Below are 25,924 nucleotides of genomic sequence, written 5' to 3' on the forward strand. Positions count from 1 at the left end.
ACTCTGTTCGTGTTTCAACACTCACTGTGTCTCAACACAGTAGAGGCTCGCAGAGCGGCGCTACTGGATGATGTCGACGCGGTTACCGACGTCACGATGAAAGTCTTTGTCGCTACGGCTGCAATCAATCGGCGCGGGCCAACTACACGTCAGCGTGACATGAGCTTCCGCCGAGCGATGGCCGGCCCTTGCTCGTACGAAGGCAAAGGATGAAGGAGTAAAAAGGCGTGAGGCCCGTTGCTCTGAATGTCTGACGATTGAATCGGTAATTCATGCCCGCGGCAATCGCGCCGGACGGTGCTCACAGCACCTCCAGCACGAGTTCCATCGTCATCAGAACCGGATTGTCGCCACGCACCAGCTTCCCTTCCGCGATGCCGCCGAGATAGTCGACCAGCGCGACGTCGAGATCCGCCTGCGGCCAGCCGTCGGCATCGGTTGCGATGCCGCCCGTCGTGACCGCAAGCTCGGTCGCGAACGGCACCACGCTGCGTCCGTCGGTGAAGACGGCGCCGATGGTCGAGCCGACGCCGCCATGCAGCCGGGCGCGGAGGATGCCGCGCTGACGGCAGAAGCCCTCGAGCGCGCAGGCGAAATCCTGGTTCGGCCGCAGCCTCAGCGCAAAAGCGCGGCTCGTTGATCTTGCGCCGGTGAGCGGGCGAGCGACCGGGCCGAACAGCCTGAACCCGGTCTCGCTATCGGGCTCGGCCAGGAATGCCGCGCCGTCGATCCCGAAGGCATCAACCTCGAACGGCTCGGCAACGACCGTCTCCTCCGGCAGCATGTGTCCGCCATTGAAGCGGCCATCGGCCTCGGTCCACAGGCCATGGCAATGGAAGAACGGCGCATCGTCGCGCATCCCGAGCGTCAGCGCCGCGAGCCTGAGATGCGTCACGCCCTCGGGGCGGAATGTGTCGCTGTAGAAGGCCGCGTTGGCGCCATCCCTGGACAGCGCCGGCATCACATAGGCGAAAGGCCCGAGCGCTCCGCCCTTCGCATTCAGCACGCCGCCGGCAAAGCCCTCCGCCGCAAATCCACGCCTGACAGATTCGAGCAGCGGAATGCCCGCCTCCAGCATGAATGAGAAGGCACGGCCGCGCGCTTCGACCCATTGAATGCGCTCGGCGACAGGCACGCCGGGTTGGGCGATGCTGCGCATCGTCCTACGAGCCGGCCGACTTGGCGATGAGCTCGAGCAGCCCGCGTGCCTCGAGCTCTTCGCGGATCAACCGCTTCGGCACCTTGCCGTAGCCGGACTTCGGCAACGCCTCCCAGAAGAAGAAGCGCTTCGGCATCTTGTAGCGCGGCACCTTTGGCGCGAGATACGCAGCAAGCTCGGCTTCATCCACGGCGCTCGCACCCTCACGCGCGACACAGATCGCGACGCCGATCTCGCCCCAGAAGGGATCGGGCACGCCGAGGACGGCGACCTCGCCCACCGCGGGATGCGTCAAAATCTTCTCCTCGATCTCGCGCGGATAGATGTTGGAGCCGCCGGAGATGTACATGTCGGACGCGCGGCCGGTGATGTAGACGAACCCCTGCTCGTCCACGTGGCCGAGATCGCCGGTGCGGAACCAGCCGTCGCGAAACGCCTTCGCGTTGGCCTCGGCATTGTCGTAGTAGCCCGCGAACACCCCCGGGCCGATCACGCAGATCTCGCCGGTCTCGAACGGCTTCAACTCGCGCCCGTCATCCGCCTGGATCGAGACCTGCATTCCGGTGCGCTCGAAGCCGCAGGTGCCGATCCGCGCATGCGGGCCGTCCTCGGGATCGTGCAAGCCGGGAGGCAGCACGGTGATGTTGCCGGTCACCTCGCCGAGCCCGAAATACTGCACCAGCACGCCGCCGAGCTTGTTCAGCGCCGCCTTCTGATCCTCGCGATACATCGGCGCGCCCGCATAGATGATGTAACGGAGCGAGGAATGATCGTGCCGGTCGGCGGCGGGATGCTCGACCATCATCTTCAGGATCGTCGGCACGGTGAACATGTTGCTGACGCGGTGCTTCTCGATCAGGCGGAAGGCTTCCGCGATGTCGAACTTTTCCGACGGCAGCAGGATGGTCGGCACGCCGCGCGCGGTCTGCACGAGCTGATGCACGCCGGCGCCATGCGACAGCGGCGCGACCACGAGCGAGGCGTCCTCCTCCGTGGTGCCGGGCATCAGGTCGGCGAGATGATTGGTCACCACGAAGGCCATCTGGCCGTGGGTCAGCACCGCGGCCTTGGAGCGGCCGGTAGTGCCGGAGGTGAAGAAGAACCAGCAGGGATCGTCGTACTCGACCGCGGCATTCTCGACATTCGCACCGGAATGCCTGGCGATGGCGTCGCTGACCGTCGCCTCGCCAAACGTGCCGGCTTCGCCGATCCGCCAGATGAATTCGAGCGCGGGATTGGCCGCGGCTTTCGCGTGGTCGGGGTAATCGCCGTGGCACAGAAATGCCCTGGCGCCGGAAGCAGCGGCGAGATAGGCGACCTCATCCGGCATCAGGCGGAAATTGGTCGGCACCCAGACCGCGCCGAGCCGGAAGGCTGCGAACATCGACCAGAACATCTCGTCGCAATTCCTGGAATGGACCAGGATGCGGTCGCCCTTGGCGATACCGCGCGCGGCGAGCGCCGCCGCCAGCGCCGAGACGTTCTGGTCGATGTGACGCCACGACCAGCTCTTCTCGCCCCAGAGGAAACCGGGACGGTCGCCATGACGGCGGGCATTCTGGGTCACGAGATAAGCGAGGTTCATGACCCGGCGCGAGATCCGCGACAGGCCGCCGCGCGGTACCGCGATGGTGGCCGCCCCGCTCATCGCCGCCCCGCCAGTACGCGCAACACAACAGGCAAGGTCAGGACGGTCATCAGGGGTTTCCTCGGTCAGAACCGGGCGACTTCACGCGCCGCAAATTGGATCGTCGTCCCCGGTTTATCGCCAAGCCGCAGGTTTCGGCAAGACCGGCAAGGTCCTGCTTCAGTTCGGCATTTTGAGGTCGAACGCACAGCATCAAATCAGCCCCGCATTGGCAATTGCGGGACCGACCGGACTATCGCCGGCCGCTGCGCGACGACCTAAGCGGCGGCCGTGCCGACGCGTCCGGTTGGCGTGGCCGAGTGCGCGCTATTGCGGATGGTTGGCCAGTTCCTGCTCGCTCAGGTTCCAGTCCTGCCAGAGCTGGAGCGCACCCACGATCGCGACCAAGGCGCCGAGGGTGGCATGCCAAATCTGCAGCATCTGGTCGCCGGCATAGCCGAAGATGAAGGGCGACGCGATCAGCCAGAGTCCAAGCAGAATGCTCGCAACCTCCTCCCAGCGATGCAGGGCGACATATTCGAGCTGGGCGAGACCCAGCACCAGCATGCCGACCACGAAGCTGTTCAGGATCAGGTGGCTGCGCTCGACATCAACGACGTCGCTTGCCTGCATGGGGAACCAGGGCGAGACCATGATCAGCACGCCGAGCAGCATGCCGAACCAGTCCTCCCAGGGACGGTGGATGTTGAAGAAGCGAATGCCCGACATGATAGACCTCCTTCCGAAAAGAGGCATACGTCAGCGGCCGTCGATCACGACACTCCTTATCAAACGACCGTTCGGCCGCCGTTGAAGGCGTATGTCTGATCTCAAGCCTAATCGAACCGTGTCGGCTTGCAAGAGCCTGCAGATGGGCTGTGGTGCGGCGATGGCGCCGGGGCGGCCATTTCTATCGCGTTGCACTGGTCGCGCCTTTGCATGAAACGGCTCACGCGCTTACATCAATGCCAGTAAATCAACCGGGATTTTGCGATGGCCGACGTCCGCGACAACAAGGCGCAAAGGCGCTTCGAGCTCGATACCGGGGGCGGCATCGCCTTTGCGAATTACCGGTTGACGCCGTCGGCGGTGATCATCACCCATACGGAGACACCGCATGCCCTGCGGGGCCGCGGTATCGCGTCGAAACTGGTGAAGGGCGCGCTGGATCTGATCCGCGCCGACGGCCAGAAGGTGGTCGCCGGCTGCGGCTTCGTGGTCGATTACCTGCACAAGCACCCGGAATACGCGGATCTTGTGGGCTGACGCGGCCCGTCAGACGATCCGGATCGACATGTCAGGCAGGCCGTCGAGCTTGCAGAGCAGGACGTCGCCCTTGACAACCGGGCCGACATTCTCCGGCGTGCCCGAATAGATGATATCGCCGGCCTTCAGCTCGAAAGCCTCGGACAATTTTGCGATCTGCTCGGCAACGCTCCAGATCATGTTCTGCAGGTCCGAACTCTGCTTAACCGTGCCGTTGACCGCGAGCGAGATGGCGCCCTTGGTGAAGTGGCCGGTTTTGCCCGCGGGGTGAATCGGCCCGATGACCGCGGCATGGTCAAAACTCTTGCCGATCTCCCACGGCTTCTTCTCGGCGGCCATGCCGTTCTGCAGGTCGCGCCGGGTCATATCGAGGCCGAGCGCGTAGCCATAGACATGATCGAGCGCCTTCTCCGCGGGGATGTTGGTGCCGCCGGATTTCAACGCCGCCACCAGCTCGACCTCGTGGTGGTAGTTCTTGGTCAGCGACGGATACGGATGGTCCGCGACCGTGCCGACAGCGACATTCTGGATCGCGTCGGTCGGCTTCTGGAAAAAGAACGGCGGCTCACGGGTCGGATCAGCGCCACGCTCGATCGCATGCGCCGCATAGTTGCGGCCGATGCAGTAGATGCGCCGGACCTGGAAGACCTCTGCCTCGCCGACGATCGGGATCGTCGTCGCCGGCACTGCAAAGATCGCCTTCGGCGCGGCTTGCGCCTCGGCCGGCACGGATTGCGCGGCGGCGCCAGCGAGCGCGAGGGCACCGGTCGTCAATACCGTCCGGCGATCAAGTTCAGTCTTCATGGGCATTCTCCTTGTTGTTCGTTGATTCATGAGAAAGGGCCCGCGGTCGCGCGGGCCCTGTTTGCTTCTGCTGCAATCGCGTCAGTGCTTGATTTCGGGCGGCAGCTTGCCGCCATTGGCGGCGAGCTTCGCCATCACCTGCTTATGCAACCAGATGTTCATGCTGGCGGAATCGTTGGTATCGCCGGTGTAGCCGAGCTCCTTGGCGAGCTCCTTGCGCGCACCGAGGCTCGAATCGATATCGAGTGCTTTCATCAGGTCGACGATGGAGGTACGCCACTCCAGCTTCTCCTTCTTCGCGGCGACCGCCTTGTCGAGGATGGGAGCCACATCGACGGTCTGCGCCGCGGCGGGCGCTGCGGCAGCTGTGGCAGAAGCTGTCGCAGCCGGAGATGACGATGCGCCGGGCGATCCGCCGGCCGGAGCCGCGCTCGTGGCCGCTCCACCAGCCGATGCGGCGCTCGCGCTGCTGCCGAAGATCGAGCTCATGATTTTTCCGAAAATGCTCATCGTTCGCTCCCAAGGGACTTTTGATGGTTTACGGTTCATGCGGTGCTGGTGGACCGGAGCACCTGACCGGGGTCGCCGAGCAACTTTACCGCCCCCTCCATACATTGCCAATGCGACATTCACTGAAGCGTGAAAGTGCTTTTGTCCGGGTTTGGGAGTAGCTTGACGGAGTACAGCTCGCGACATGGCCAGTTCCCTGCTCTGTCTTTCGCGTCTGGCCGGCTCGTGATCGCTTCGAGAAGCGGCACGTTAGCGCCCGTGCGTCGGGCGCAGAAAGCGGCCGTGCAGAGAGGGAGACAACGACCATGGCTACCCAAGGCAATGTCACATCCGTGACGCAGAGCGAACAGGCCGCCGCATCTGCGCCCGTGATTCGCACCATCGGCCTATCCAACTTGCATCGGGCGCTCCAACTCGGCTGGGAAGACTTCAAGGCGGTGCCGAGCCACGCCATCATCCTGTGCGCGATCTATCCCGTGCTCGGCCTCGTGCTCGCGCGCACGGTGCACGGCTATTCCGTGCTGCCCCTGCTGTTTCCGTTGGCCGCGGGCTTCGCCCTGCTCGGCCCGTTTGCCGCGATCGGCCTCTATGAGCTGAGCCGCCGCCGCGAGAATGGCGAACAAGCCTCCGCCTGGGATGCGATGGACGTGTTCCGGTCACCCTCGTTCGGCGCCATGCTCGGGGTCGGCACGTTGCTGTTTGCCCTGTTCGTCACCTGGATTGCGACTGCCCAGGCGATCTATACAGCCGCCTTCGGTTACCAGACCGCGGCGAACATTCCGGATTTCGCCGAGCGGGTCCTGACCACCCCGGAAGGTTGGTGGTTGATCGTGGTCGGCTGCGGAGTTGGCTTCCTGTTCGCGCTGGTGGCGCTGTGCATCAGCGTGATCGCCTTTCCGATGATGCTGGATCGTCAGGCCACCGCCGGCGAGGCCATGGTGACATCACTGCGCGTCGTCGCGAGGAATCCAGTCACGATGGCGGCGTGGGGCCTCATCGTCGCGGCGCTGCTTGTGCTTGGAACGATCCCGTTCTTCCTCGGTCTTGCCATCGTGGTCCCGCTGCTCGGTCACGCCACATGGCATCTGTACCGCGAAGCGATCGTGAAGGACCCGAATGCGCACCCAGTGATCCCCGCGCCCCGCGCACGCAAACCCGCTGCGGACTTTCCGGCGAATCTGTTTCCCTGGCGGCGAAGCGGCAGCGAGTGAGCCTAGGGACGAGCGCTCTTGAATATGCAGCCCCACCGCCGGCCAAGCCTCGGCCGGCGGTTTCCTTTGCCCGATACGGCGCCGGCGGTCTGACGGATATAGGATGGTGCGGCACCGGAATGGCCAACCGACCGGCCGACCATCAGCCTTGTTTTAGCCGCTGTTGCCCCGAACATTTATTCCAGGTTCCCGACCGACGTTGATGAGATCGCCGACCCCGGAGTGAACGGCCAGATGATTCCGCGCTTCTCCCCTCGGACGCTCGCAATTGGCTTATGGCTGCTGAGTTCGGCAGCGGGGTTTGCCGCCCCCTGCGGCACGAGCCCGTTCGACACGTGGCTTGATGATTTCAAGAAGGAAGCTGCCGCCAAGGGAATCTCCAATAACGCGATCCAGACCGGACTCGCCGGCGTCACCCCCGACAAGGCCATTCTGTCGCGCGACCATTCGCAGCAGGTCTTCAACCAGACCTTCGAACAGTTCTCAGGACGGATGGTGCCGCCGCGACTAAGCCGCGGCTCCAACATGCTGAAGCAATACGGCTCGGTGCTGTCGCGCATCGAGCAGGCCTATGGCGTGCCCGGCGAGGTGCTCGTGGCGATCTGGGGCCTGGAAACCGATTTCGGAGCCAACACTGGCAAGTTTCCAACCATTCGATCACTGGCGACGCTCGCCTATGATTGCCGTCGCTCCGAGATGTTCAAGGCCGAGATGATGGACGCGCTGCGCATCATCGAACGCGGCGACCTCGCGCCACAGGAGATGCGCGGCGCCTGGGCCGGCGAGATCGGCCAGACCCAGTTCATGCCGTCTTCCTACATCAAATTCGCCGTCGACTTCGATGGCAACGGCAAGCGCGATCTGTTACGCAGCGTGCCCGACGTGCTCGCCTCCACGGCGAACTTCCTGGCGAGCTATGGCTGGAAGCGCGGCAAGGAGTGGGAGCCCGGCAGCGCGAATTTTGCTGTCATCCAGCAGTGGAACAAGAGCGAAGTCTACGCCAGGACCATCGGCTACTTCGCCACGCAACTTGCGCACGCACCCTAAGAATATCAAAGGGCCGATCGCCCCGGGCGACCGGCCCCTATTATTATAGTGCCTAATTCGACTTACTTCGCAGCGCCGGCCTGCATCGCCTTGCCGAGATGCATGCTGCACACACCCATCTTGCCGTTAAGCATCGCGTCCTGGGCCGCAGCGATTTCTTTCTGGGCCATCCATTTCCCGTCACTGTCAGCCATGCCCTCGATCATGGACTCGGTCTTTTCCAGATTGGCGCCACTGCAGCCCGCGCTCACCTTGGCGGCCTCGGCGGGGACGACGGCGTAAGCGACGGCAGCCATCGCGGCCGCTCCAATCAATGCTTTTATCATGGGATTTTTCCATCTTCTGATTTTGAACAGAAACCAGCGTCATTGCGGAATCTGCCGTACAATTATTCGCTATTCCCGCAGCGGCCTGAATGAACTTCGCGCGATGTGTTACGCGCACCATGCAAGCCCGCATGCGTTGCGTCGCTTTTTCATTACACGTTGGTAAGAGAACGCAGCGTGCCGCTGGATGCATTCGCACTGTGGCGCAGGCAGCATTGCCTCGTGGTTGTATTGATAGAAATACCCGCGCCACGGAGTTGACCGTCGTTCGACGCCGATTCGCGAACGAGGATCCGGGTCCCAACGCCTGATTGCGATCGAATGAGCGCCGATGCTTGCGCGCGGCAACGGTTACCATCGCAAACGATGTGACGGTCTGTGAGCACGGCCGAAGCCGGGCAACGCATCACAATAAGATGAGCGAAACTTCACTTCTAGAGGGCCGGCCGCATGCAATTCATGCATTTTACCTTCGTCTGCCTCGGCCACTAGCTCGCCTTGCGGCTTATCCTTGATTTACGGTTCCAGACTACCATTTAGCTGATTGCAAGGGACGGTAAATGTAGACTTTACTGGTGGTTAAGCAGTCAGTTGAACTGACTTATCGGCTTCCGCTGCCCCTGCTCGACAAAGTGCGAACGGTTAATCGGCCCTTACTCTGGCTATGCATTTTCCGTCTAGCTGCATCGCAGCATTGTAACTTCCGCACTGCATCAAGTGATCTATATTCATTTCAACGATGCTGCTTTCCGAAAAGCTGAATCGGAACTACTAGGAGACTACCAATGCTGCTCTCGCTCATCCGCATGATCCAGGCCTTCCGGGACTACCAGCGCAATGTCAGCGAACTGTCCCAGCTCAGCGATCGCGAACTGGCCGATATCGGCCTTGATCGCTCGGACATTCCGCGCGTTGCAGCCGGCACCTATAACGGCTGATCGTCGGCCATCTGATGAACGGACAACGCCCGCTCATGAGCGGGCGTTGTCGTATCCAGTTCAGTTTCAGATGCGCGCAGGATGAAAACGCGCTAACGCTGCGCGATGACTTCTCCCCATTCCGCCTCTCAACCGGTCCACATCGTGGGCGCGGGGCTCGCCGGCTCGGAAGCCGCCTGGCAGGTCGCCAATTCGGGCGTCCGGGTGGTTTTGCATGAGATGCGCCCGGTCCGGATGACCGAGGCGCACCGGACCGAAGGATGCGCCGAACTGGTTTGCTCCAACTCGTTCCGCTCCGATGATGCCGCCAACAATGCCGTGGGCCTGCTGCACGCCGAAATGCGCCGTCTGGGTTCGCTGATCATGCGTTCGGCGGATGCCAACCAGGTGCCCGCCGGCGGCGCGCTGGCAGTCGACCGCGACGGTTTCTCGGCTGCCGTCACCAAGGCACTGAATGACCATCCGCTGATCGAGATCAGTCGCGAGGAGGTCGCCGGCCTGCCGCCCGCCGATTGGAGCAACGTGATCGTCGCGACGGGCCCCCTCACCTCGGCACCGCTGGCGGAGGCGATCCGGAAACTGACCGATGAGAGCGCGCTGGCGTTCTTCGACGCGATTGCGCCGATCGTGCACAAGGATTCCATCGACATGTCGGTGGCGTGGTTTCAGTCGCGCTACGACAAGGTCGGGCCGGGCGGCTCCGGCGCCGACTACATCAACTGTCCGATGACGAAGGAACAGTATGACGGCTTCGTCGCGGACCTGCTTGGCGGTGAAAAGGTCGACTTCAAGGAGTGGGAGACCAACACGCCTTATTTCGACGGCTGCCTGCCGGTCGAGGTGATGGCCGAGCGCGGGCAGGAGACGCTGCGCCATGGGCCGATGAAGCCGGTTGGTCTGACCAACCCGCGTAATCCCACCGTAAAGCCCTATGCGGTCGTGCAACTGCGACAGGACAACAGGCTCGGCACGCTCTACAACATCGTCGGTTTCCAAACCAAGCTGAAGCACGGTGCACAGCAGCGCGTGTTCCGCACCATTCCCGGCCTCGAGAGGGCGGAATTCGCCCGTCTCGGCGGCCTGCATCGCAACACCTTCCTGAACTCGCCAAAGCTGCTCGACGGCCAATTGCGCCTGCGTGCCGAGCCGCGCCTGCGTTTCGCCGGGCAGATGACGGGCTGCGAGGGCTATGTTGAATCGGCAAGCGTCGGGCTGATCGCGGGGCTTTGCGCCGCTGCCGATGCGCGCGGGCTGTCGCTGACGCCGCCGCCGTCGAGCACGGCATTCGGCGCCCTGCTCGGCCATATCACCGGCGGCCACATCGAGACGATCGAGGCGGGACCGCGCTCATTCCAGCCGATGAATATCAATTTCGGCCTGTTCCCGCCGCTCGCCAATCCTCCGACGAAGAAGCCGGATGGCTCGCGGCTGCGCGGCAACGAGAAGACCGTCGCCAAGAAGCAGGCGATCAGCGCCCGGGCGCTCGCCGATCTGGATCGCTGGATCGCCGATCACCTGCGCGTTGCAGCCGCGGCCTGAACACCATGAGCTTGCCGAAAGACGACGCTGCCACACTCTCGGCGCGATGGAGCCAGGGCGTCCTGCTCAAGCGGGACGTGTTTTCAACCGTCGAGCGCGGCCGCTTCCGCGCCGACAATGGCGAGGTTGACGGCGTGTTGCGCCGGCTCGACCAGGTGCCGTTTTGGTCGTTTGGGCTGGCGCTGCATCTGTTTGCGCGTGAGCGCCGCGCGCTAGCGTTGGCGCGTGACCTCGATGTCGGCCCAAGGCTGTTATGGGCCGGCAGGCGCGCGCTGGTGCGCGGCTTCATCGACGGCGTGGCGCTGCATCTGGCCAAGCCGCATGGCGACGTCGCCTATTTCCGTTCCGCGAAGGCGGCGCTGCACAGGCTGCACCGCGCCGGCATCTGCCACAACGATCTCGCCAAAGAGCAGAACTGGCTCGTCGGCCGCGACGGTCGGGCCTATCTGACCGATTTCCAGCTCGCCGCCTGCTTCAAGACCCGGAGCCGGCTGTTCCGCATCGCGGCCTACGAGGACCTGCGGCACCTGTTGAAGCACAAGCGCAGCTACGCGCCGGAGGCGCTGACACCGAGGGAGCGCAAGGTGATCGCCACGAAATCGGCGTTCGCGAGCGTCTGGCTCAAGACCGGCAAGAAGCTCTACCAGGCGATCACGCGCGGCATCTTCAATTTCACCGACCGCGAAGGCGGCGGCCGGCGGCTCGTCAACGACGCGCCTGTGCTGATCGACCTGATCCGGAAAAACCCCGGTGTGCGCGATACCGCGATCGTCGCCTTTGCCGACCGCCGCGTCGGCGTCGGCCTGTACGCCTTTGTCGAAGCGGATCAGGCCGCGCTCGAGAAGACGCTGCGGAACGAACTCGCCGCGGCGGGGGGCATCAAGCCGCCCGAGCATATTCAGGTCGTGCACGCGTTGCCGCGCGACACAGCGGGCAAGCCGCGCACCGAAATCCTTCAGCTCGTCGCCATGAATCAGATCGACCTGATCGAACCAATGATGCGGAGCGACGCCGATCGCGAATTCCTCAAGGATATTCTCGAACAGCGCAAGAATCTGCGCGACCGCTTCAACTTCGAAGTGGCCGAGATGGACAAGCTTGCCCGCTAGGCAATGTCCGTTCTGATCGAATCGGGACACACCTCTGGGCCCTCGACAAATGCGCCTCGACGCCGCACTCTCGCGCGAGGGATCGCTCAAAGGGACACTTTTGATGCCACTCGCGCGTGGCCGTATCGGGGGATATGATTCCGAACGGATGGCGTTCGGATTCACCATGCTGAACGGCGACCAGGAAATCGAATGCCAGATCAGCGACGCTGCAATGGATGAATTGGCCGGCACGCGGGGAACGCCGAGCATGGCACGTCAGGCCCAGTTCGTCGCGCTGCGCGATGCCGTCGAGAAGATCGCCTCCGACCTCCATGACGGCGGCTCCATGGTCAAGGGCGCGACGATCCGGATCTTCACGAAGCACATCGCCAAACGAGGCTAACCACCGAACTCCCGCCTGCGGGAGGCTTGCCAAAGCGTCCATAGAATGCGCAGGCGAGATGCTGCTTTCGGATGGAAGGGATCGTTGTCCGCCCTCGCCATCAGGTTCAGTTCGCGCCGGACCTGGGCAAGCGGCAGGAAGATCGGCCGCACCTCCGGCGGTGTTTCGGCAAGCAGCGCAAGTGCCGCTTCGAGATTCCCCTGCGCCTCACCCACGAGCTGATCGAAAGCCGCGCGGACGTTAGGTGTTTGCTTGCCGGCAAAGATCTCTTCCTTGCTGCTGCCGTGCTGCTGGAGCAGTTGCAGGGGCAGGAAGAGTTGCTGCCGGGAGGCGTTCCGCGGCAAATTGGCGAGCACCTGCGCCATCCCCTGGGCAAGCCCGGCGTGGCGCGCGAGATGGTCGATCTCCTGCGATGACTGCACCACCACGCGCGCGGCAAGCGCGAATAGCGCGGAGGCAGTGTCGTTGAGGTAGCCCTCGAGCGCGGCGAGCGTCGGCATCGGGTCGTTGTAGAGATCGAACTGATGTTCCTCGATCAGGCGCGACAGCGGCTCGACCGGCAGGCGGCAGGTGCGGATCGTGCGCAACAGCTCGGCCGCGACCGGATTGCCCTCGCCGCCGCCATGTCCGGCGCCGGCCAGCATGTCGGTCCACCATTGCAGCCGCACCTCGCCGGGCAGCGGCTGGCTGACCACCTCGTGCACGCGCGAGATCTCGACGTTGAAGGCGTAGATCGCGAGCAGCGCGCGGCGCTCCGGCTCGGGCATGAACAGGGTCGACGCGTAGCGGACGAAATCATGTGTGCGCACCAGCTCGGCGCAGAAGGCCGCGCCGTCCTTCGGCGTGCCGTCCGTGCTCATGGCACCGCGATCAGTGCTGCCGCCACGCGCCGCCGCTCGCCCAGCATGATGTTGTAGGTGCGGATCGCGGGGCCTGTCTGCATGGCATCGAGCACCACCCGCACCGCGCGCAAGGCCTCGCGCAGGGCTTTTGGCGGCACCCACACCTCCGTCCCGGTGCCGATGATCAGCGTGTCGATCGCGTTCGCGGCCGCAAAGACCCGCGCCAGCGAATATTCGTCGATCTCTTCCGGTTTCGCTACTGGCCAGGCCCAGATCGCATCCGGCAGGCACAACAGCGAGCCGCGATGCGACATATCGGCGAACGCGAAGCCCCCCTTGCCGTAGGCTTCGATCGGCGCCGACCTCGGAAGATGCGGAGCGTCCGAGGACCTGGACATGTTCGACTACTTCTTGGCTGCTGCGTCCGGCTTCTTTCCCGGCGTATCCGATGTGTCGGCTCGCGTGGTGCCGACCCCGAGATAGATCAGGATCGGCGCCGCGATGAAGATCGAGGTGTAGGTGCCGACCAGCACGACGCCGAACATCATCACCGCGGTGAAGCTGTGGATGGCGTGCCCGCCGAACAAGAGCAACGCGAGCAGCGCCAGCGTCACCGTGACATGGGTGATGATCGAGCGTGACAACGTCGAATTGATCGATTCATTCAAGAGCTGCGGCATCGGCATTTTCTTGTAGCGGCGCAGCATCTCGCGGATACGGTCGTAAATGACGACGGTGTCGTTGAGCGAATAGCCGAGAATCGTCAGAAGCGCCGCGATGCTGGTCAGGTCGAAATCCACCTGCGAGATCGACATAAAGCCGATGGTCAGCACAATGTCATGCACGTTGGCGATCATGGCGCCGAGCGCGAACTGCCACTCGAAGCGGAACCAGAGATAGATCAGGATCGACAGGATCGCGAGCATCAGGCCGAGCATGCCGAAGGCGAGAAGCTCGCCTGAGACGCGCGGACCGACCACCTCGACGCGGCGATAGTCTACGGAATCGCCGAGCGCACCCCGCACCTTCTGCACGGCATCCTGTTGCGCCTTGTCCCCGCCGGGCTGCTCGGCGACGCGGATCAGCACGTCGGCCGGCCCGCCGAACTGCTGGAGCTGGACTTCGCCAAGCCCGAGATTGCCGAGCGTCGCGCGCATCGACGCGATGTCGGCGTTGCCCGATTTCGCCTGCACCTCGAGCAGCGTGCCGCCCTTGAAGTCGATGCCGAAATTCAGGCCGTGGGTGAAGAACAGCGTGATGGCGAACATCGACAGCAGCGCCGAGATCGGGAAGCTGATGCGGCGGAAGCGCGTGAAGTCGAAATGCGTGTCGTCGGGAACGATGCGCAGCGACGGCAGGATGCCGAGCGCCGCGACCACGGTCAGCACGGCGATCAGAATGCCAAGGCCAATGAGAACGTAATGGGTCACAATGGGCCTCTCAGATCGGCACGCTCTGCGGCCGCTTCCAGCGCACCCACCCGGCGACGATCAGTCGCGTCAAGGTGAAGGCGGTGAAAACCGTGGTGATGATGCCGATACCGAGCGTCACGGCAAAGCCGCGCACCGGCCCGGTGCCGATATAGAACAGCACCGCGGCAGCGATGAAGGTGGTGATGTTGGAGTCGAGGATGGTCGCCAGCGCCCGCTTGAAGCCGGCATCGATCGCCGAGATCGCGTTGCGCCCGCCGCGCAATTCCTCGCGGATGCGTTCGTAGATCAGCACGTTGGAGTCGACTGCGATGCCGACTGTGAGCACGATGCCGGCTATGCCGGGCAGCGTCAGCGTGGCGTTGAGCAGCGACAGCAGGCCGAAGATCATGGCGACGTTGATGGCGACCGCAATGTTGGCGAACACTCCGAACAGGCGATAGGTCAGCAGCATGAACACGATGACCAGGATCGAGCCGACATAGGCGGCAAGCTCGCCCTTCTCGATCGAGTCCTGACCGAGGCCCGGACCGACCGTGCGCTCCTCGACGACGGTGAGCGGCGCCGGCAGCGCGCCGGCGCGCAGCAGAATCGCGAGGTCGTTGGCGGCCTGCACGGTGAAACTGCCCGAGATCTGGCCGGAGCCGCCGGTGATCGGCTCGCGGATCACGGGCGCCGAGATCACCTTGTTGTCAAGCACGATCGCAAACGGCAGCCCGACATTCTCAGTGGTCGCTTGCGCGAATTTGCGCGCGCCCGACGTGTTGAAGCGGAAGCTGACAATCGGCTCGCCGGTGCGCTGGTCGAAGCCGGGCTGGGCGTCGGTCAGGTCTCCACCGGAGACCAACACCTGTTTCTTGACCACATACGGGACTGGCGGCGGCGACGAACTCATCAGCACTTCGGATTCGGGAGGCACCCGGCCCTGCTGGGCCTGATCCGGCGGCACCGAGGTGTCCACCATGCGGAATTCCATCTTGGCGGTCTTGCCGAGCAGCTCCTTCAGCCGCGTCGGGTCCTGCAGTCCCGGCACTTGCACGAGGATGCGGTCCGATCCCTGGCGCTGGATCACCGGCTCGACCGTGCCGAGTTCGTTGACGCGCCGTTCGACGATCTGGATCGACTGCTCGATGGTCTTGCGCATGCGGTCGAGCATCGCCGCCTGGGGGATGGTAAGGCGCATCAGCCCGCCGCCGGCATCCGCCACCTCGAGGTCGCGTTGACCGCCCGATCCCATCAGGCCGCCGATCGGTTGCGCCAGCTCACGCAGTTTGGACAGCGCGGCCGGAAAATCGGCTTCCTTGGTGATGCGCACCTCGACGGCCTCGTTGCGCACGACCAGCCCGGTATAGGCGATCTTGGCGTCGCGCAGCACACGCCGTACATCGTCGCGAACGAGGTCGAGCTTCTCCTTCTTCACATAGTTGGAATCGACCTCGAGCAGCAGGTAGGAGCCGCCCTGCAGGTCAAGGCCGAGTACGATGCGGCGCTGCGCCCAGGTGGGCCAGGTCTTGACTTGCGCCTCGGGGAAGAAGTTCGGCACCGCGAACAGGCACACGATCAGCGCCGTCAGGATAATCCCCAGCGCCTTCCACCGCGTGAAATACAACATCGAGCTGACCTATCAGATTCCAAAAAGGCGCCGCGGCGATCAGCTCGCGGACGCTTCGTCCTTGGCGTCGCCCTTCGCCGGTTCACCCTTGGCGCGCACGCCGGAAATCATCTGCCGCATCTGCCGGACGCGAACGCCGTCGGAGATCTCGAACTCGATCTGGTCGTCGTCGACCACCTTGGTGACCTTGCCGACGAGGCCGCCCGAGGTCACCACCGTGTCGCCGCGCCGGATGTTCTTCACCAGATCGGCATGATCGCGCACCTTCTTCTGCTGCGGGCGCAGGATCAGGAAATACATGATGACGAAGATCAGCGCGAACGGCAGCAGCGACATCAACATACTGCTGGCATCGCCGCCGGCTCCAGCAGCCTGGGCAAACGCAGGAGTAATCAGCATTCGGACAATCCTCGGGTAAGACGGGAAAGAACCGGCTGCGCCCTCAAGTGGTCCCTTGGGCGATATGGCGGTCCGGGCAAATTCGCGCGGACTATAGCGGCCGCGGTCCCAATTGCAACGTTGCCCGGCCTCTCATTTAGGCCGCTTGCGGGAGCCGCCAAGGCCCGATAAGGCTGCGCCGTCAGGAACTGGAAAAATGCCGAAAAAAGCCAAGAAAACAACCAGCAAGGCCGCGTTCAAGGCGATCGCCAGAACGTCTGCAAATGCCGCGACAAAACGCCCGGCAAGGGAGCTCGACGGCGCGACCGCTGAGCGGATCGCCACGGCGCTGGAGGTCATTGCTGGCCACCTCGCAGCGGCCGCCCCGTCCCCCGATGCCGCCGAGTCGTTTGGCTTGGCCGATGCGTTCGTCTGGCATCCGGATGGCCGTCTCTCAGCCGTCCCGCGCGTCAGCCGCGTCGAGATCGGCCTGCTCAAGGGCGTCGACCGGATGCGCGACATCCTGATCGAGAACACCGAACGCTTTGCCAATGGCCTGCCCGCCAACAATGCCCTGCTCTGGGGCGCGCGCGGGATGGGCAAGTCCTCGCTGGTGAAGGCCGCGCATGCCAGCATCAACCGCGATCGCAAGCCGGCCGAGCGGTTGAAGCTGATCGAGATACATCGCGAGGACATCGAGAGCCTGCCGGCCCTGATGGAGCTTTTGCGCGGCGCGCCGTTCCGCTTCATCGTGTTCTGCGATGACCTCTCCTTCGACGGCAACGACGCCTCCTACAAGTCACTGAAAGCGGTGCTTGAGGGCGGCATCGAGGGACGCCCCGATAACGTCATCCTCTACGCGACATCGAACCGGCGGCACCTGCTCGCGCGCGAGATGATCGAAAACGAGCGCTCGACCGCGATCAATCCCGGTGAAGCGGTAGAGGAGAAGGTCTCGCTGTCCGATCGCTTCGGCCTGTGGCTCGGTTTCCACCGCTGCAGCCAGGACGAATACCTGGCGATGGTGAGGGGCTATTGCGACCATTTCGGCATCAAGATCGCCGATGACGAGCTCGAGCGCGAGGCGCTGGAATGGTCCACCACTCGCGGCTCCCGCTCCGGCCGCGTCGCCTGGCAGTTCACCCAGGAACTGGCGGGACGGCTCGGCGTGCGGCTGAGCGGGATGTAGCGTAACCTGCGCCGCCGTGCCGCTGTCATCTTCCGCACGAAGGCGGAAGATCCGGCACGTCGCGGTGCTCCGGTTCAAACCAACGTCTCGGGGTGCCGGGTCGTCCGGGTAAGCCGAACGGCGGCGGTCTTGTGGTCACGCGCCGTTGAGGAACTGCAGCGGATCGACCGCCGACGAGCCCTTGCGGATCTCGAAGTGGAGCTGTGGTGATCCGACCTCGCCTGATTGCCCCGACTTGGCGATTACCTGACCGCGCCTGATCGTGTCTCCGCGCTTCACCAGCAGCTCGCTCGCATGGGCGTAGGCGGTAACGTAGCCGTTGGAGTGGCGGACCAGGACCAGATTGCCATACCCCTTCAACTCGTTGCCGGAATACGCGACGACGCCGTCCTCGGCGGCCTTGATCGGTGTCCCCTCGGGCACCGCCACGTTGATGCCGTCATTGGCCTTGCCGTTGGTCTTCGCGCCATAGCTCGTGATGACCTTGCCACGCACCGGCCAGCGGAAGGTAGGCAGTGCGCCGGTGGCCTCGCTGGACTTCACCGCCGGCGTTTCAGCGGCCGCCGGCAGATCCTCGATACTGGCGGTCGGCTGGACCAGCCGCGCGCTCTGCTGCGGCTGGGCGTTCGCGACAACCTTTGGAGCCGGCATCGCCGGCGCGGCCACGGGGGCCGGTGCAACCGGCGCAGCAGCTGCGGTTTTGGCGCCGGGGACGATCAGCTTCATGCCGAGGCTGAGCTTGGCCGACTGGTCGAGATTGTTGGCTCTGGCGAGTTCGGCCACGGAGACGTGATGCTGATGCGCGATGCTGCGCAGCGTGTCGCCGCGATTGACGAAGTGGACGGTGGCCGGACCGGCCGCCACGGCAACCGGCTTGCCGGCTGGCGCCACCGGCGCGGGTGCCGCAGCCGTCGCTGTCGGCCGCGGAATAATCAGCTGCTGTCCGGGCGACAGCGCGCGCGGACCCTTGTAGCGGTTGGCCCGCAGGATTTCGGCGGTCGTGACATTGTAGCGCTTGGCCAGCACTTCCAGCGTATCGCTGGTACCCACGATGATGGTGGTGCTGCTGCTGCCGTGCGCCGCTGCGACCGAACGCGGAACCGTGCCGGTGGATTCAAGCTGAGGGCGTGCCGGGGGTGGCGCGTAGGACGCAACCCCACGGCCGCCTCCGGACACGCCCTTTCCGGACACCGGATAGGATTGCGGCGCCGAGACCGGCGGCGGCAGCGGCTGTGACTGATAAGACTGCTGCGGAGGCGGCGACTGCGGCCGCGTATATTGCGGCTGCTCGCGACGCTCGACCGGCTGCGCCGGCACGCTGCTCGTCGGCTGCGGATCAAACGCGAACGGATTCTGCGAGTAGGAACTTTGCGAGAAGCGCGACGACATGTCGGCGCTGCAGCCGGCAAAAGCGGCGGACATCAGCGCCAGCACCGCGATCTGCGGCACGCGACGCGAGCGAAGCAACTCGACGATACCTGACATGGTTACTCACTCGTACGCAACTAACGATCACTTTGAGTAAACACGCGCCGAGTAAATAACCGCTTAACCCTTGGAATAAGATGTTGGCCGCAAGCGGCAATCCGCTGACCTAGAGTTCGCGGGCAATGCCGGGCAACGCCGGCACAAAGCGCACATCGACCAGATCCTTGCGGTCGAATCCGGCCTCCGTTCTGACCATGCGAACCAGCGTCTGGGTGCCGTGATGCGGTCCGACGGGGGCAATCAACACGCCGCCGGGCTCGAGCCGCTGCAGGAGCTTGTCCGGGATCTGCTCCATCGCTGCGGTCACGATGATGCGGTCGAAGTCCCCTGCGCCGGCCGGCATGTCGTAACCGTCCCCGAGCAGAACCTCGATATTGTAATAGCCGAGCGTTTCAAGCCGCTTGCGGGCGGTGTCGGCCAGTGTCCGGTACCGCTCGACGGTCAGCACATGCTGGCACAGGCGGGACAGGATCGCAGCCTGGTAGCCGGATCCGGTGCCGATCTCGAGTGCGCGGTGCTGCTTCTGGAGCTGGAGCTGCTCGGTCATGTAGGCGACCACGAAGGGCTGGCTGATGGTCTGGCCGCAAGCGATGGCAAGCGCACTGTCGCGATAGGCCTCGGTGCGGTCGCGCGCCTCGACGAAGACGTCGCGCGGCACCTCTTCCATGGCCCGCAGCACGGCCCGGTCGCTGATCCCCCGCCGCCGCAGGGTGAGCTGAAACATCATTTTCTCGGGCGGAGTTTGAGTCACGGCGATGCTTTCGTCGGCGTCCTTGGGCAGTAGCGCAGGATTTCCGGACAGCTTCATGCCATTTGAAATCGAAACGCCGCGTTAAGGGAAAATTTCCCCAGAAAATTGTTCCCAGAGCGGAACAAGGGCGCCCGCTTTCGCATTTAGCGACCGCCATCCTCCCATATGATCGGCAATGGCGCGCGATCAACGGCCCTGAGCTTGAATGGCGGCCACCGCGTTGCGACGCCGCTCGCCGGTCAGTCAAGAAGACCCATATTGACCTGGCGGCGGATCGCGGAAGACGTCTCGCTGTATCCGAAATTGCGGCAATCCCTCCAAGGTTTGCGTTGCACGGCCTGACGTTATTTGCGAGCCTTGATTTTTGACGGGCAAGGATTTGATCATGACTGCGACACGGCCGGCGGGCTGTTCTGTATTCCTCGTGGAGGACGAGGTCATGATCCGCATGATGGTCGCCGATATGCTGGAGGAACTCGGCCACAGCGTGGCGGCCGAGGCCGGCGAGATCGGCGAGGCGGTCAAGCTCGCGCAATCCACCGATTTCGACCTCGCAATCCTCGACGTCAACGTCAACGGCAAGGTCATCACCCCGGTCGCCGAACTGATCAACGCGCGCAACCGCCCCTTCATTTTCGCAACCGGTTACGGCTCCTCGGGCCTGCCGCCGGAATATCGCGACCGCCCAGCGCTGCAGAAGCCGTTCCAGCTCGAAACGCTGGCCCAGGTGATCACAAGCGCAATGAAGGAAGGGCCGGCCTGAAGCGGTTTCGAGCGAAGCGGTGCGGGTTCGCGTAAGGAAAACGAGTCAAAATCTGGAGCTTCGGTTCGGTTCTGATTGAATCAGAACCGAAGCGATCACGCTTGGGCCGGCATCACTTCAGCGCCGCATCCAGCGTTTGCGAAAACGCCTCATCGGTGCGGTCAAGGCGCAGCGGCGTCACCGAGACATAGCGTGCGGCGAGCGCAGCGAGATCGGTGCCTTCCGCTGGCGTATCCATCATCGCGGCGCGCTCGAAGCCAATCCAGAAATACGGATTGCCGCGTCCGTCATGGCGGCGATCGACCTTCAGGAAGCCGAGATTGCGCTTGCCCTGCCGCGTGACGCGGATGCCCACGACGTCATCAGGCATGCAGGACGGGAAGTTGACGTTGACGACGGTATTCCTGGGAATGCCGGCCTCGAGGACCTTGCGCACGATGTCCGGTCCAAATTTCAGCGCCGTCTCCCATAACGGCTTCTCGCGCGTGTCCGCGCTGAACTCCTGCGACAGCGCAAACGACGGCAATCCAAGAATGGTGCCTTCCAGCGCGCCGGCGATGGTGCCGGAATACACGACGTCCTCTGCGACGTTGCGGCCCTTGTTGACGCCGCTCAGCACGAGATCCGGCAGCTTGTCGCCCAGAATATAACGCGCCCCCATGATGACGCAGTCGGTCGGCGTGCCGCGCACCGCGAAATGTCGCGGACCGACCTCGCGCAGCCGCAGCGGGTCGTTCAGCGACAGCGAATGCGAGACACCGGACTGATCAAGCTCCGGCGCGACGATCCAGACGTCGTCCGACAATGCCCGCGCGATCTGCTCGACGATCTCCAGTCCCGGAGCGTGGATGCCGTCATCATTGGTGCAGAGAATTCGCATCCGTCAAATTGCCCTTTGATTGCAAAGCCGACGTCTTAGCCGGCTAGGACCGCGGAGGCAAACCCGGCAAATTCCTGTGCCAGCGTGTCAGTTTGGCGCGCCACGGATGGACAAATCGGGCGCTGCCCGCGATCTTGCCATTGAATGCCGGCGAAAACGGCTTGCCCTGCGCCACCGGAACCGGCGTCCGCTTCAACTTCGCGAGGAGTTCATCAGCGGTGGGTGTGGATGGCGGCGGCGGCGCAACCGCGGCGGTCTCTGGCCCCGCTCCAGGCGCCGCCTTGGCAAACCGCGCCCGCGCCACGTCGAGCGCCTTGTCGAAATCCGGCTTGTTCAGCCACACCTTGGCATGCATCGTCGGGACCAGGTCCGTTTCCCACAGGCGCGCTATCTCGATGTCGAAGTCGCCCTTCAGCCTCTGATCGATCAATTGCAGCCCGTGCCCCGTGACGGCCCATTGGCGCCCAAGCCAGTGGATGTCACGGTGCAGTGCCATTGCGCGAACTCCTTACATGCCGTGATCGATGACCTTGAGGCCGCCCATATAGGACTGCAAGACATCGGGGACCGCGATCGAGCCGTCCTGCTGCTGATAGGTTTCCATCACAGCGATCAGCGCCCGACCGACCGCCGTGCCCGAACCGTTCAGTGTGTGCACGAAGCGCGGCTTGCCGTCTGGTCCACGATAGCGCGCATCCATGCGGCGGGCCTGGAAGTCGCCGCACACCGAGCAGCTCGAGATCTCGCGATAAGCGCCGCCATCGCCCTGCCCCGGCATCCACACCTCGATGTCGTAGGTCTTCTGCGCGGAGAATCCCATGTCGCCGGCGCACAGCGTCATCACGCGGTAATGAAGGTCGAGACGGCGTAATACTTCTTCCGCGCAGGCCAGCATGCGCTCGAGCTCGTCCTTGCTGGTCTCCGGTGTTGTGATTGACACCAGTTCGACCTTTGTAAATTGATGCTGGCGGATCATGCCGCGCGTGTCGCGCCCGGCGGCACCCGCCTCGGCGCGGAAGCATGGCGTCAGCGCCGTGAGCCGCATTGGCAGTTCTTTTTCGTCGACAATGGATTCGCGCACGAGATTGGTCAGCGAGACTTCGGCTGTCGGGATGAGGCCGAGGCGCTCGCTGCGCAAATCCGCATCGGCCGCTGCAAGTAACTCGCCCTTGATCGCCCAGAACTGATCGTCCTCGAACTTCGGCAATTGCCCGGTGCCGTACATCACGGCGTCGCGCACCAGAAGCGGCGGATTGATCTCGATGTAGCCGTGCTCACCCGTGTGCAGATCGAGCATGAACTGGCCAATCGCGCGCTCGAGCCGCGCCAGGCCTTTCTTGAGCACGACGAAGCGCGCGCCGGACAGTTTCGCTGCCGCCTCGAAATCCATGTCGCCGAGCGCGGTGCCGAGATCGTCATGCAGCTTCGGCACAAAACCGTAGTCGCGCTGCTTGCCGAAGACGTGATGCTGGACATTGGCATGCTCATCGGCGCCATCGGGCACTTCATCAAGCGGCAGATTTGGGATCGCGGACAGTTGCTTCGCGAGTTCCTCGTCAGCGGACCTGGCTGCCAGCTCAAGCTCCGGCATCGTGGTCTTGAGTTCGGCCACCTCGGCCATCAGTTTGGCTGCGCGCGCCTCGTCCTTGGCCTTCTTGGCGTCGCCGATCTCCTTGGACGCCGCATTGCGCCGAGCCTGCGCCTGCTCCGACGCCAGGATCGCGGCGCGGCGCTTCTCGTCAATCGCGAGCAGCGAAGGCGACAACGGACCAAGCCCGCGGCGCCTCAGGCCGCCGTCAAAGGCCGACGGGTTTTCGCGGATGGCTTTGATGTCGTGCATTGGGGGTCGGTCCTGGCAGCTACGCGTCGACCATCAAACGTCATGCCGACGGCCAACGTCCCAACTACCACACCGGTCCTCGCCCGCGAAAGCGGGCGATCCGGTATTCCGGAGACATCAGTGACAAAATCGGAAGGCCGCAGGGTACCGGATACCCAAGCCTTCGCGGGGCCTGACACCGGATGTGTGACGTCCTACTCGGCCGGATTGGTCGCCGACGGGGCCCCGGACGAGGCGTTCGCAGCCTTCTTTTCCACGATCTGCACGGCGAAGATGGCGCCCTCATAGAGTGCGAGCAGCGGAATCGCGAGCGAGGCCTGGCTCAGCACGTCGGGCGGCGTCAGTACGGCCGCGATGACGAAGGCGATGACGATGAAATAGCGCCGTTTCTCCCGCAGCATTTTCGACGTGACGATGCCGATCCTGCCAAGGAGCGTCAGGATCACCGGAAGCTGGAACGCGATCCCGAACGCGAAGATCAGGGACATCATCAGCGAGAGATATTCGCCGACCTTAGGCAGGAGGGCGATCTGCGCGGTCTCCGCGCCGCCGGCCTGTTGCATGCCGAGCGAGAAGCGGATCAGCATCGGCAGCACGACGAAATAGACCAGCATCGCGCCAAGCACAAAAAACACTGGCGTCGCCACAAGGTAAGGCAGAAAGGCGTTGCGTTCATGCCGGTAAAGGCCGGGCGCGACGAATTTGTAGATCTGGGTCGCGACGATCGGAAACGAGATGAACGCGGCGCCGAACAGCGCGAGTTTGAGCTGGGTGATGAAATATTCCAGCAGCGCCGTGTAGATGAACTTCGAATTCTCCGGCCCCGCCACCCAGACGAATGGCCAGACGAGGACGTTGTAAATCTGCTTGGCGAAGATGAAGCAGAAGATGAAGGCCACGCCGAAACCGAGCAGCGCCTTGATCAGCCGCGAACGCAGCTCGATCAAATGATCCATCAAGGGGGCCTTGCTGGCCTCGATGTCTTCGGCGCTCATGACGCTCTCGCGTCCTTGATCACGTCGGGGTGCGCTGGCGTCACGTCCTCGGGCCCAGGATGCGGCTGCACCTCGCTGGTAATCGCAAGCGGCTCGCTGGCTGCCGCGTGGGTCTCGGCCTCGACGAAGGTCTCCGGCACAGGTGCGGCCGGCGTCGTCGGCACCACCGCCGCATCGTCTGCCGACGTCGCCGGCGCATCGATCGCCGATGCCACCTGCGCATCCGCGGGCTTCTCGATCTGCAGCGCGTCGCTGACGTCCTTCTGCAGCGAGGTCATGATGTTGCCGCTGGCAAGCCCCGTGGCGGCGTCCTTGACTTCGTCAAAGCTCTTCTTGAGATCGGCCATCTCGGCCTCGCGCATGGCCTCCTGGAACTGGCCCTGGAATTCGGCGGCCATCTTGCGGGCTTTGCCCATCCATTGCCCGACCATGCGCAGCACGCCCGGCAGTTCCTTCGGGCCGATGGCGATCAGCGCGACGACCGCGATGACAACCAGTTCACTCCACCCGATATCGAACATGAATTCTTCCGCCTCAGCGCGCCACTGACGCCCCAATTCGTCCTGACATAAGTTGGGGCCGCCGGCGTCTTTTCTCAACCGGCATAGCGCTTTCGAGCGACGGCGTCACCGGTTCGCGCAAAAGAAAAACGTCGAAATAACCGTCAATACAAGGACCTTAGACGGCCTTGCTGCCGACATCGGACCGCGCGGCCGTCGGCGTCGCATTGTGGTCAATGGCCTTGGCAGGTTCGGGCTTGTCCGCAGCCTTGTCGTCGTCCTGCATGCCCTTCTTGAACGCCTTGATGCCCTGGGCCACGTCGCCCATCAGGTCCGAAATCTTGCCGCGCCCGAACAGCAGCAGGACCACTGCGATCACGACGATCCAGTGCCAAATGCTAAGTGAACCCATCCTGCAACCCTCCAGAAATGGCCGGCTCACCGGCCTGAACTTCCACGAAAAGTAGGCCCGCGGGGTGTCAAAAACAAGGACTTCGGCCGCGGCAAATCGCTGTCGCGGCTACGCAATATTGCTACCGTTAACCGGGAATATCCGGGCTATTCGCCCTTCTCCTCGCTGCCCGCATCGTCACCGCTTCCGGCATCGCTTGTCCTGGGCTCGAGTTCGGCTCCAGGCGCGAGCAGCAGTTCCAACGTATCGCCGGGCTCGAGCGGCTCCTCATCCTCCCTGAGCGCCGCATCATCAGATGGCGAGGGAACGCTGAAGCCGGTCGGCAGGCGCGAGTCGAGAAGACCGGTGCCCTTGAGCTCCTCGAGCCCCGGCAGATCTCCGAGCGCTTCCAGGCTGAACTGCGACAGGAACCCGTCCGTCGTTCCGAAAGTCAGCGGACGGCCCGGTGTCTTGCGGCGGCCGCGCGGGCGGATCCAGCCGGTCTCCAGCAGCACATCAAGCGTACCCTTTGATGTGACCACGCCGCGGATCTCCTCGATCTCGGCGCGTGTCACCGGCTGGTGATAGGCGATGATCGCGAGCACTTCGATCGCCGCTCGCGACAGCCGCCGCGTCTCGGTGCTCTCGCGCGTCATCAGCCACGACAGATCGCCGGCGGTGCGGAATGTCCACTTGTTGGCGACGCGCACCAGGTTGACGCCGCGCGGCGCGTATTCCGCCTGCAGTTGCGCTAACGCTGCCTTGACGTCGACGCCGTCGGGCATCCGCTTTGCGAGCGTCGCCTGATCGACCGGTTCGGCCGAGGCGAACAGCAGCGCTTCCAGCAGCCGCAACTCTTCGGGACGCGCCATCGGATCCGCCGGAGCAACCTCCTCGGCCTCTTCTATGCGCTTTTCCGCCAAGCTTGCCATGGCTTGCTCTCC

Annotated in this window: 30 protein-coding genes; 10 read left to right on the plus strand and 20 right to left on the minus strand. The window is 63.8% G+C overall.

Annotated features, from left to right (window positions below; translation table 11 throughout):
* Positions 1-213: hypothetical protein (locus JQ553_RS29760; RefSeq protein ID WP_212503628.1), on the plus strand; the 213-nt coding region annotated here is incomplete at its 5' end.
* 88 nt (positions 214-301) lie between these two features.
* On the opposite strand, the gene JQ553_RS29765 is transcribed toward JQ553_RS29760, so the two are convergent.
* From JQ553_RS29765 to JQ553_RS29775, 3 genes are all read right to left on the minus strand, one after another.
* On the minus strand, positions 302-1,159 hold the full coding sequence (locus JQ553_RS29765; RefSeq protein WP_212503629.1) for a PCC domain-containing protein: 858 nt from the start codon (positions 1,157-1,159) through the stop codon (positions 302-304).
* A 4-nt stretch (positions 1,160-1,163) separates the two neighbouring features.
* Positions 1,164-2,807 (minus strand): acyl-CoA synthetase, encoded by a 1,644-nt coding sequence (locus JQ553_RS29770; RefSeq protein ID WP_212503630.1) that lies wholly within the window; start codon positions 2,805-2,807, stop codon positions 1,164-1,166.
* A 306-nt stretch (positions 2,808-3,113) separates the two neighbouring features.
* Positions 3,114-3,515, minus strand: a complete 402-nt coding sequence (locus tag JQ553_RS29775) for an SPW repeat protein (protein WP_212503631.1) — start codon at positions 3,513-3,515, stop codon at positions 3,114-3,116.
* 264 nt (positions 3,516-3,779) lie between these two features.
* Between JQ553_RS29775 and JQ553_RS29780 the strand changes: the two genes are divergently transcribed.
* A complete protein-coding gene (locus JQ553_RS29780) occupies positions 3,780-4,052 on the plus strand; it encodes a GNAT family N-acetyltransferase (RefSeq protein ID WP_212503632.1) in 273 nt (90 codons plus the stop codon).
* A gap of 9 nt (positions 4,053-4,061) precedes the next feature.
* Here JQ553_RS29780 and JQ553_RS29785 read toward each other — a convergent pair whose 3' ends face one another.
* Positions 4,062-4,856 (minus strand): fumarylacetoacetate hydrolase family protein, encoded by a 795-nt coding sequence (locus JQ553_RS29785; RefSeq protein WP_212503633.1) that lies wholly within the window; start codon positions 4,854-4,856, stop codon positions 4,062-4,064.
* Positions 4,857-4,937: 81 nt separating this feature from the next.
* Positions 4,938-5,366: a DUF3597 domain-containing protein gene (locus tag JQ553_RS29790; RefSeq protein ID WP_212503634.1), complete on the minus strand. Its 429-nt coding sequence runs from the start codon at positions 5,364-5,366 to the stop codon at positions 4,938-4,940.
* A 305-nt stretch (positions 5,367-5,671) separates the two neighbouring features.
* On the opposite strand from JQ553_RS29790, the gene JQ553_RS29795 reads away from it, so the two are divergent.
* Positions 5,672-6,577, plus strand: coding sequence for a DUF2189 domain-containing protein (locus JQ553_RS29795; protein ID WP_212503635.1), 906 nt, complete (start codon positions 5,672-5,674; stop codon positions 6,575-6,577).
* A gap of 234 nt (positions 6,578-6,811) precedes the next feature.
* Positions 6,812-7,624 (plus strand): lytic transglycosylase domain-containing protein, encoded by an 813-nt coding sequence (locus tag JQ553_RS29800; RefSeq protein WP_212503787.1) that lies wholly within the window; start codon positions 6,812-6,814, stop codon positions 7,622-7,624.
* Between the two features lie 62 nt (positions 7,625-7,686).
* Here the strand turns inward: JQ553_RS29800 and JQ553_RS29805 are convergent, their stop codons facing one another.
* A complete protein-coding gene (locus JQ553_RS29805; protein WP_212503636.1) occupies positions 7,687-7,950 on the minus strand; it encodes a hypothetical protein in 264 nt (87 codons plus the stop codon).
* Positions 7,951-8,735: 785 nt separating this feature from the next.
* Between JQ553_RS29805 and JQ553_RS29810 the strand changes: the two genes are divergently transcribed.
* The 4 genes from JQ553_RS29810 to JQ553_RS29825 all read left to right on the plus strand — a co-directional run bounded on the left by JQ553_RS29810 (position 8,736) and on the right by JQ553_RS29825 (position 11,921).
* Positions 8,736-8,888 carry a DUF1127 domain-containing protein gene (locus JQ553_RS29810; protein WP_016846063.1) on the plus strand — a complete coding sequence of 51 codons (153 nt, stop codon included), beginning with the start codon at positions 8,736-8,738 and terminating at the stop codon, positions 8,886-8,888.
* Between the two features lie 105 nt (positions 8,889-8,993).
* Positions 8,994-10,427, plus strand: coding sequence for a methylenetetrahydrofolate--tRNA-(uracil(54)-C(5))-methyltransferase (FADH(2)-oxidizing) TrmFO (trmFO, locus tag JQ553_RS29815; RefSeq protein ID WP_212503637.1), 1,434 nt, complete (start codon positions 8,994-8,996; stop codon positions 10,425-10,427).
* Positions 10,428-10,432: 5 nt separating this feature from the next.
* Entirely contained in the window at positions 10,433-11,536 is a 1,104-nt protein-coding gene (locus tag JQ553_RS29820; protein ID WP_212503638.1) for a serine/threonine protein kinase, read from the plus strand.
* A 49-nt stretch (positions 11,537-11,585) separates the two neighbouring features.
* The gene (locus tag JQ553_RS29825) at positions 11,586-11,921 is read left to right on the plus strand and encodes a DUF1488 family protein (protein ID WP_249144689.1); all 336 of its coding nucleotides are present in this window, start codon (positions 11,586-11,588) and stop codon (positions 11,919-11,921) included.
* Here JQ553_RS29825 and JQ553_RS29830 read toward each other — a convergent pair.
* From JQ553_RS29830 to yajC, 5 genes are read right to left on the minus strand one after another with little or no spacing between them, the layout of a single operon-like run.
* Positions 11,918-12,781 carry a squalene/phytoene synthase family protein gene (locus tag JQ553_RS29830; protein ID WP_212503639.1) on the minus strand — a complete coding sequence of 288 codons (864 nt, stop codon included), beginning with the start codon at positions 12,779-12,781 and terminating at the stop codon, positions 11,918-11,920. The genes JQ553_RS29825 and JQ553_RS29830 overlap by 4 nt on opposite strands.
* Complete coding sequence (locus JQ553_RS29835) at positions 12,778-13,161, minus strand: Mth938-like domain-containing protein (protein ID WP_212503640.1); 384 nt, start codon at positions 13,159-13,161, stop codon at positions 12,778-12,780. Before JQ553_RS29835 ends, JQ553_RS29830 begins: the two co-directional genes overlap by 4 nt.
* A gap of 6 nt (positions 13,162-13,167) precedes the next feature.
* Positions 13,168-14,193, minus strand: a complete 1,026-nt coding sequence (secF, locus tag JQ553_RS29840; RefSeq protein ID WP_212503641.1) for a protein translocase subunit SecF — start codon at positions 14,191-14,193, stop codon at positions 13,168-13,170.
* A 10-nt stretch (positions 14,194-14,203) separates the two neighbouring features.
* On the minus strand, positions 14,204-15,805 hold the full coding sequence (gene secD, locus JQ553_RS29845) for a protein translocase subunit SecD (protein ID WP_212503642.1): 1,602 nt from the start codon (positions 15,803-15,805) through the stop codon (positions 14,204-14,206).
* Between the two features lie 39 nt (positions 15,806-15,844).
* Positions 15,845-16,204: a preprotein translocase subunit YajC gene (gene yajC, locus JQ553_RS29850; RefSeq protein ID WP_212503643.1), complete on the minus strand. Its 360-nt coding sequence runs from the start codon at positions 16,202-16,204 to the stop codon at positions 15,845-15,847.
* Between the two features lie 196 nt (positions 16,205-16,400).
* On the opposite strand from yajC, the gene JQ553_RS29855 reads away from it, so the two are divergent.
* Positions 16,401-17,372 carry an ATP-binding protein gene (locus tag JQ553_RS29855; RefSeq protein WP_212503644.1) on the plus strand — a complete coding sequence of 324 codons (972 nt, stop codon included), beginning with the start codon at positions 16,401-16,403 and terminating at the stop codon, positions 17,370-17,372.
* Between the two features lie 135 nt (positions 17,373-17,507).
* Here JQ553_RS29855 and JQ553_RS29860 read toward each other — a convergent pair whose 3' ends face one another.
* Positions 17,508-18,857, minus strand: a complete 1,350-nt coding sequence (locus tag JQ553_RS29860; RefSeq protein WP_212503645.1) for a peptidoglycan DD-metalloendopeptidase family protein — start codon at positions 18,855-18,857, stop codon at positions 17,508-17,510.
* A 109-nt stretch (positions 18,858-18,966) separates the two neighbouring features.
* Complete coding sequence (locus JQ553_RS29865) at positions 18,967-19,587, minus strand: protein-L-isoaspartate(D-aspartate) O-methyltransferase (RefSeq protein ID WP_409363101.1); 621 nt, start codon at positions 19,585-19,587, stop codon at positions 18,967-18,969.
* 409 nt (positions 19,588-19,996) lie between these two features.
* Here JQ553_RS29865 and JQ553_RS29870 point away from each other — a divergent pair, with 409 nt between their 5' ends.
* Positions 19,997-20,374, plus strand: coding sequence for a response regulator (locus JQ553_RS29870; RefSeq protein WP_212503646.1), 378 nt, complete (start codon positions 19,997-19,999; stop codon positions 20,372-20,374).
* 112 nt (positions 20,375-20,486) lie between these two features.
* Here the strand turns inward: JQ553_RS29870 and surE are convergent, their stop codons facing one another.
* From surE to scpB, 7 genes are all read right to left on the minus strand, one after another.
* Complete coding sequence (gene surE, locus JQ553_RS29875; protein ID WP_212503647.1) at positions 20,487-21,254, minus strand: 5'/3'-nucleotidase SurE; 768 nt, start codon at positions 21,252-21,254, stop codon at positions 20,487-20,489.
* A gap of 43 nt (positions 21,255-21,297) precedes the next feature.
* Positions 21,298-21,750, minus strand: coding sequence for a hypothetical protein (locus JQ553_RS29880; RefSeq protein WP_212503648.1), 453 nt, complete (start codon positions 21,748-21,750; stop codon positions 21,298-21,300).
* Positions 21,751-21,762: 12 nt separating this feature from the next.
* Positions 21,763-23,094 (minus strand): serine--tRNA ligase, encoded by a 1,332-nt coding sequence (gene serS, locus JQ553_RS29885; protein WP_212503649.1) that lies wholly within the window; start codon positions 23,092-23,094, stop codon positions 21,763-21,765.
* A gap of 194 nt (positions 23,095-23,288) precedes the next feature.
* Positions 23,289-24,089, minus strand: a complete 801-nt coding sequence (gene tatC / locus JQ553_RS29890) for a twin-arginine translocase subunit TatC (protein ID WP_212503650.1) — start codon at positions 24,087-24,089, stop codon at positions 23,289-23,291.
* The gene (gene tatB, locus JQ553_RS29895; RefSeq protein WP_212503651.1) at positions 24,086-24,610 is read right to left on the minus strand and encodes a Sec-independent protein translocase protein TatB; all 525 of its coding nucleotides are present in this window, start codon (positions 24,608-24,610) and stop codon (positions 24,086-24,088) included. The genes tatC and tatB overlap by 4 nt, the downstream gene beginning before the upstream one ends.
* A 157-nt stretch (positions 24,611-24,767) precedes the next feature.
* Entirely contained in the window at positions 24,768-25,001 is a 234-nt protein-coding gene (locus JQ553_RS29900; RefSeq protein ID WP_212503652.1) for a twin-arginine translocase TatA/TatE family subunit, read from the minus strand.
* 146 nt (positions 25,002-25,147) lie between these two features.
* Positions 25,148-25,912, minus strand: coding sequence for an SMC-Scp complex subunit ScpB (gene scpB, locus JQ553_RS29905; RefSeq protein WP_249144690.1), 765 nt, complete (start codon positions 25,910-25,912; stop codon positions 25,148-25,150).
* Positions 25,913-25,924 lie beyond the last annotated feature (12 nt).

This window comes from Bradyrhizobium lablabi, assembly GCF_018131005.1.
Taxonomy (GTDB): domain Bacteria; phylum Pseudomonadota; class Alphaproteobacteria; order Rhizobiales; family Xanthobacteraceae; genus Bradyrhizobium; species Bradyrhizobium lablabi_D.

Excerpts from the sequence above, each read along its gene's own strand:
- JQ553_RS29765 (WP_212503629.1), bottom strand. The coding sequence starts at position 1,159 with ATGCGCAGCATCGCCCAACCCGGCGTGCCTGTCGCCGAGCGCATTCAA.
- JQ553_RS29770 (WP_212503630.1), bottom strand. The coding sequence starts at position 2,807 with ATGAGCGGGGCGGCCACCATCGCGGTACCGCGCGGCGGCCTGTCGCGG.
- JQ553_RS29775 (WP_212503631.1), bottom strand. The coding sequence starts at position 3,515 with ATGTCGGGCATTCGCTTCTTCAACATCCACCGTCCCTGGGAGGACTGG.
- JQ553_RS29780 (WP_212503632.1), top strand. The coding sequence starts at position 3,780 with ATGGCCGACGTCCGCGACAACAAGGCGCAAAGGCGCTTCGAGCTCGAT.
- JQ553_RS29785 (WP_212503633.1), bottom strand. The coding sequence starts at position 4,856 with ATGAAGACTGAACTTGATCGCCGGACGGTATTGACGACCGGTGCCCTC.
- JQ553_RS29790 (WP_212503634.1), bottom strand. The coding sequence starts at position 5,366 with ATGAGCATTTTCGGAAAAATCATGAGCTCGATCTTCGGCAGCAGCGCG.
- JQ553_RS29795 (WP_212503635.1), top strand. The coding sequence starts at position 5,672 with ATGGCTACCCAAGGCAATGTCACATCCGTGACGCAGAGCGAACAGGCC.
- JQ553_RS29800 (WP_212503787.1), top strand. The coding sequence starts at position 6,812 with ATGATTCCGCGCTTCTCCCCTCGGACGCTCGCAATTGGCTTATGGCTG.
- JQ553_RS29805 (WP_212503636.1), bottom strand. The coding sequence starts at position 7,950 with ATGATAAAAGCATTGATTGGAGCGGCCGCGATGGCTGCCGTCGCTTAC.
- JQ553_RS29810 (WP_016846063.1), top strand. The coding sequence starts at position 8,736 with ATGCTGCTCTCGCTCATCCGCATGATCCAGGCCTTCCGGGACTACCAG.
- trmFO (WP_212503637.1), top strand. The coding sequence starts at position 8,994 with ATGACTTCTCCCCATTCCGCCTCTCAACCGGTCCACATCGTGGGCGCG.
- JQ553_RS29820 (WP_212503638.1), top strand. The coding sequence starts at position 10,433 with ATGAGCTTGCCGAAAGACGACGCTGCCACACTCTCGGCGCGATGGAGC.
- JQ553_RS29825 (WP_249144689.1), top strand. The coding sequence starts at position 11,586 with ATGCGCCTCGACGCCGCACTCTCGCGCGAGGGATCGCTCAAAGGGACA.
- JQ553_RS29830 (WP_212503639.1), bottom strand. The coding sequence starts at position 12,781 with ATGAGCACGGACGGCACGCCGAAGGACGGCGCGGCCTTCTGCGCCGAG.
- JQ553_RS29835 (WP_212503640.1), bottom strand. The coding sequence starts at position 13,161 with ATGTCCAGGTCCTCGGACGCTCCGCATCTTCCGAGGTCGGCGCCGATC.
- secD (WP_212503642.1), bottom strand. The coding sequence starts at position 15,805 with ATGTTGTATTTCACGCGGTGGAAGGCGCTGGGGATTATCCTGACGGCG.
- yajC (WP_212503643.1), bottom strand. The coding sequence starts at position 16,204 with ATGCTGATTACTCCTGCGTTTGCCCAGGCTGCTGGAGCCGGCGGCGAT.
- JQ553_RS29855 (WP_212503644.1), top strand. The coding sequence starts at position 16,401 with ATGCCGAAAAAAGCCAAGAAAACAACCAGCAAGGCCGCGTTCAAGGCG.
- JQ553_RS29860 (WP_212503645.1), bottom strand. The coding sequence starts at position 18,857 with ATGTCAGGTATCGTCGAGTTGCTTCGCTCGCGTCGCGTGCCGCAGATC.
- JQ553_RS29865 (WP_409363101.1), bottom strand. The coding sequence starts at position 19,587 with ATGATGTTTCAGCTCACCCTGCGGCGGCGGGGGATCAGCGACCGGGCC.
- JQ553_RS29870 (WP_212503646.1), top strand. The coding sequence starts at position 19,997 with ATGACTGCGACACGGCCGGCGGGCTGTTCTGTATTCCTCGTGGAGGAC.
- surE (WP_212503647.1), bottom strand. The coding sequence starts at position 21,254 with ATGCGAATTCTCTGCACCAATGATGACGGCATCCACGCTCCGGGACTG.
- JQ553_RS29880 (WP_212503648.1), bottom strand. The coding sequence starts at position 21,750 with ATGGCACTGCACCGTGACATCCACTGGCTTGGGCGCCAATGGGCCGTC.
- serS (WP_212503649.1), bottom strand. The coding sequence starts at position 23,094 with ATGCACGACATCAAAGCCATCCGCGAAAACCCGTCGGCCTTTGACGGC.
- tatC (WP_212503650.1), bottom strand. The coding sequence starts at position 24,089 with ATGAGCGCCGAAGACATCGAGGCCAGCAAGGCCCCCTTGATGGATCAT.
- tatB (WP_212503651.1), bottom strand. The coding sequence starts at position 24,610 with ATGTTCGATATCGGGTGGAGTGAACTGGTTGTCATCGCGGTCGTCGCG.
- JQ553_RS29900 (WP_212503652.1), bottom strand. The coding sequence starts at position 25,001 with ATGGGTTCACTTAGCATTTGGCACTGGATCGTCGTGATCGCAGTGGTC.
- scpB (WP_249144690.1), bottom strand. The coding sequence starts at position 25,912 with ATGGCAAGCTTGGCGGAAAAGCGCATAGAAGAGGCCGAGGAGGTTGCT.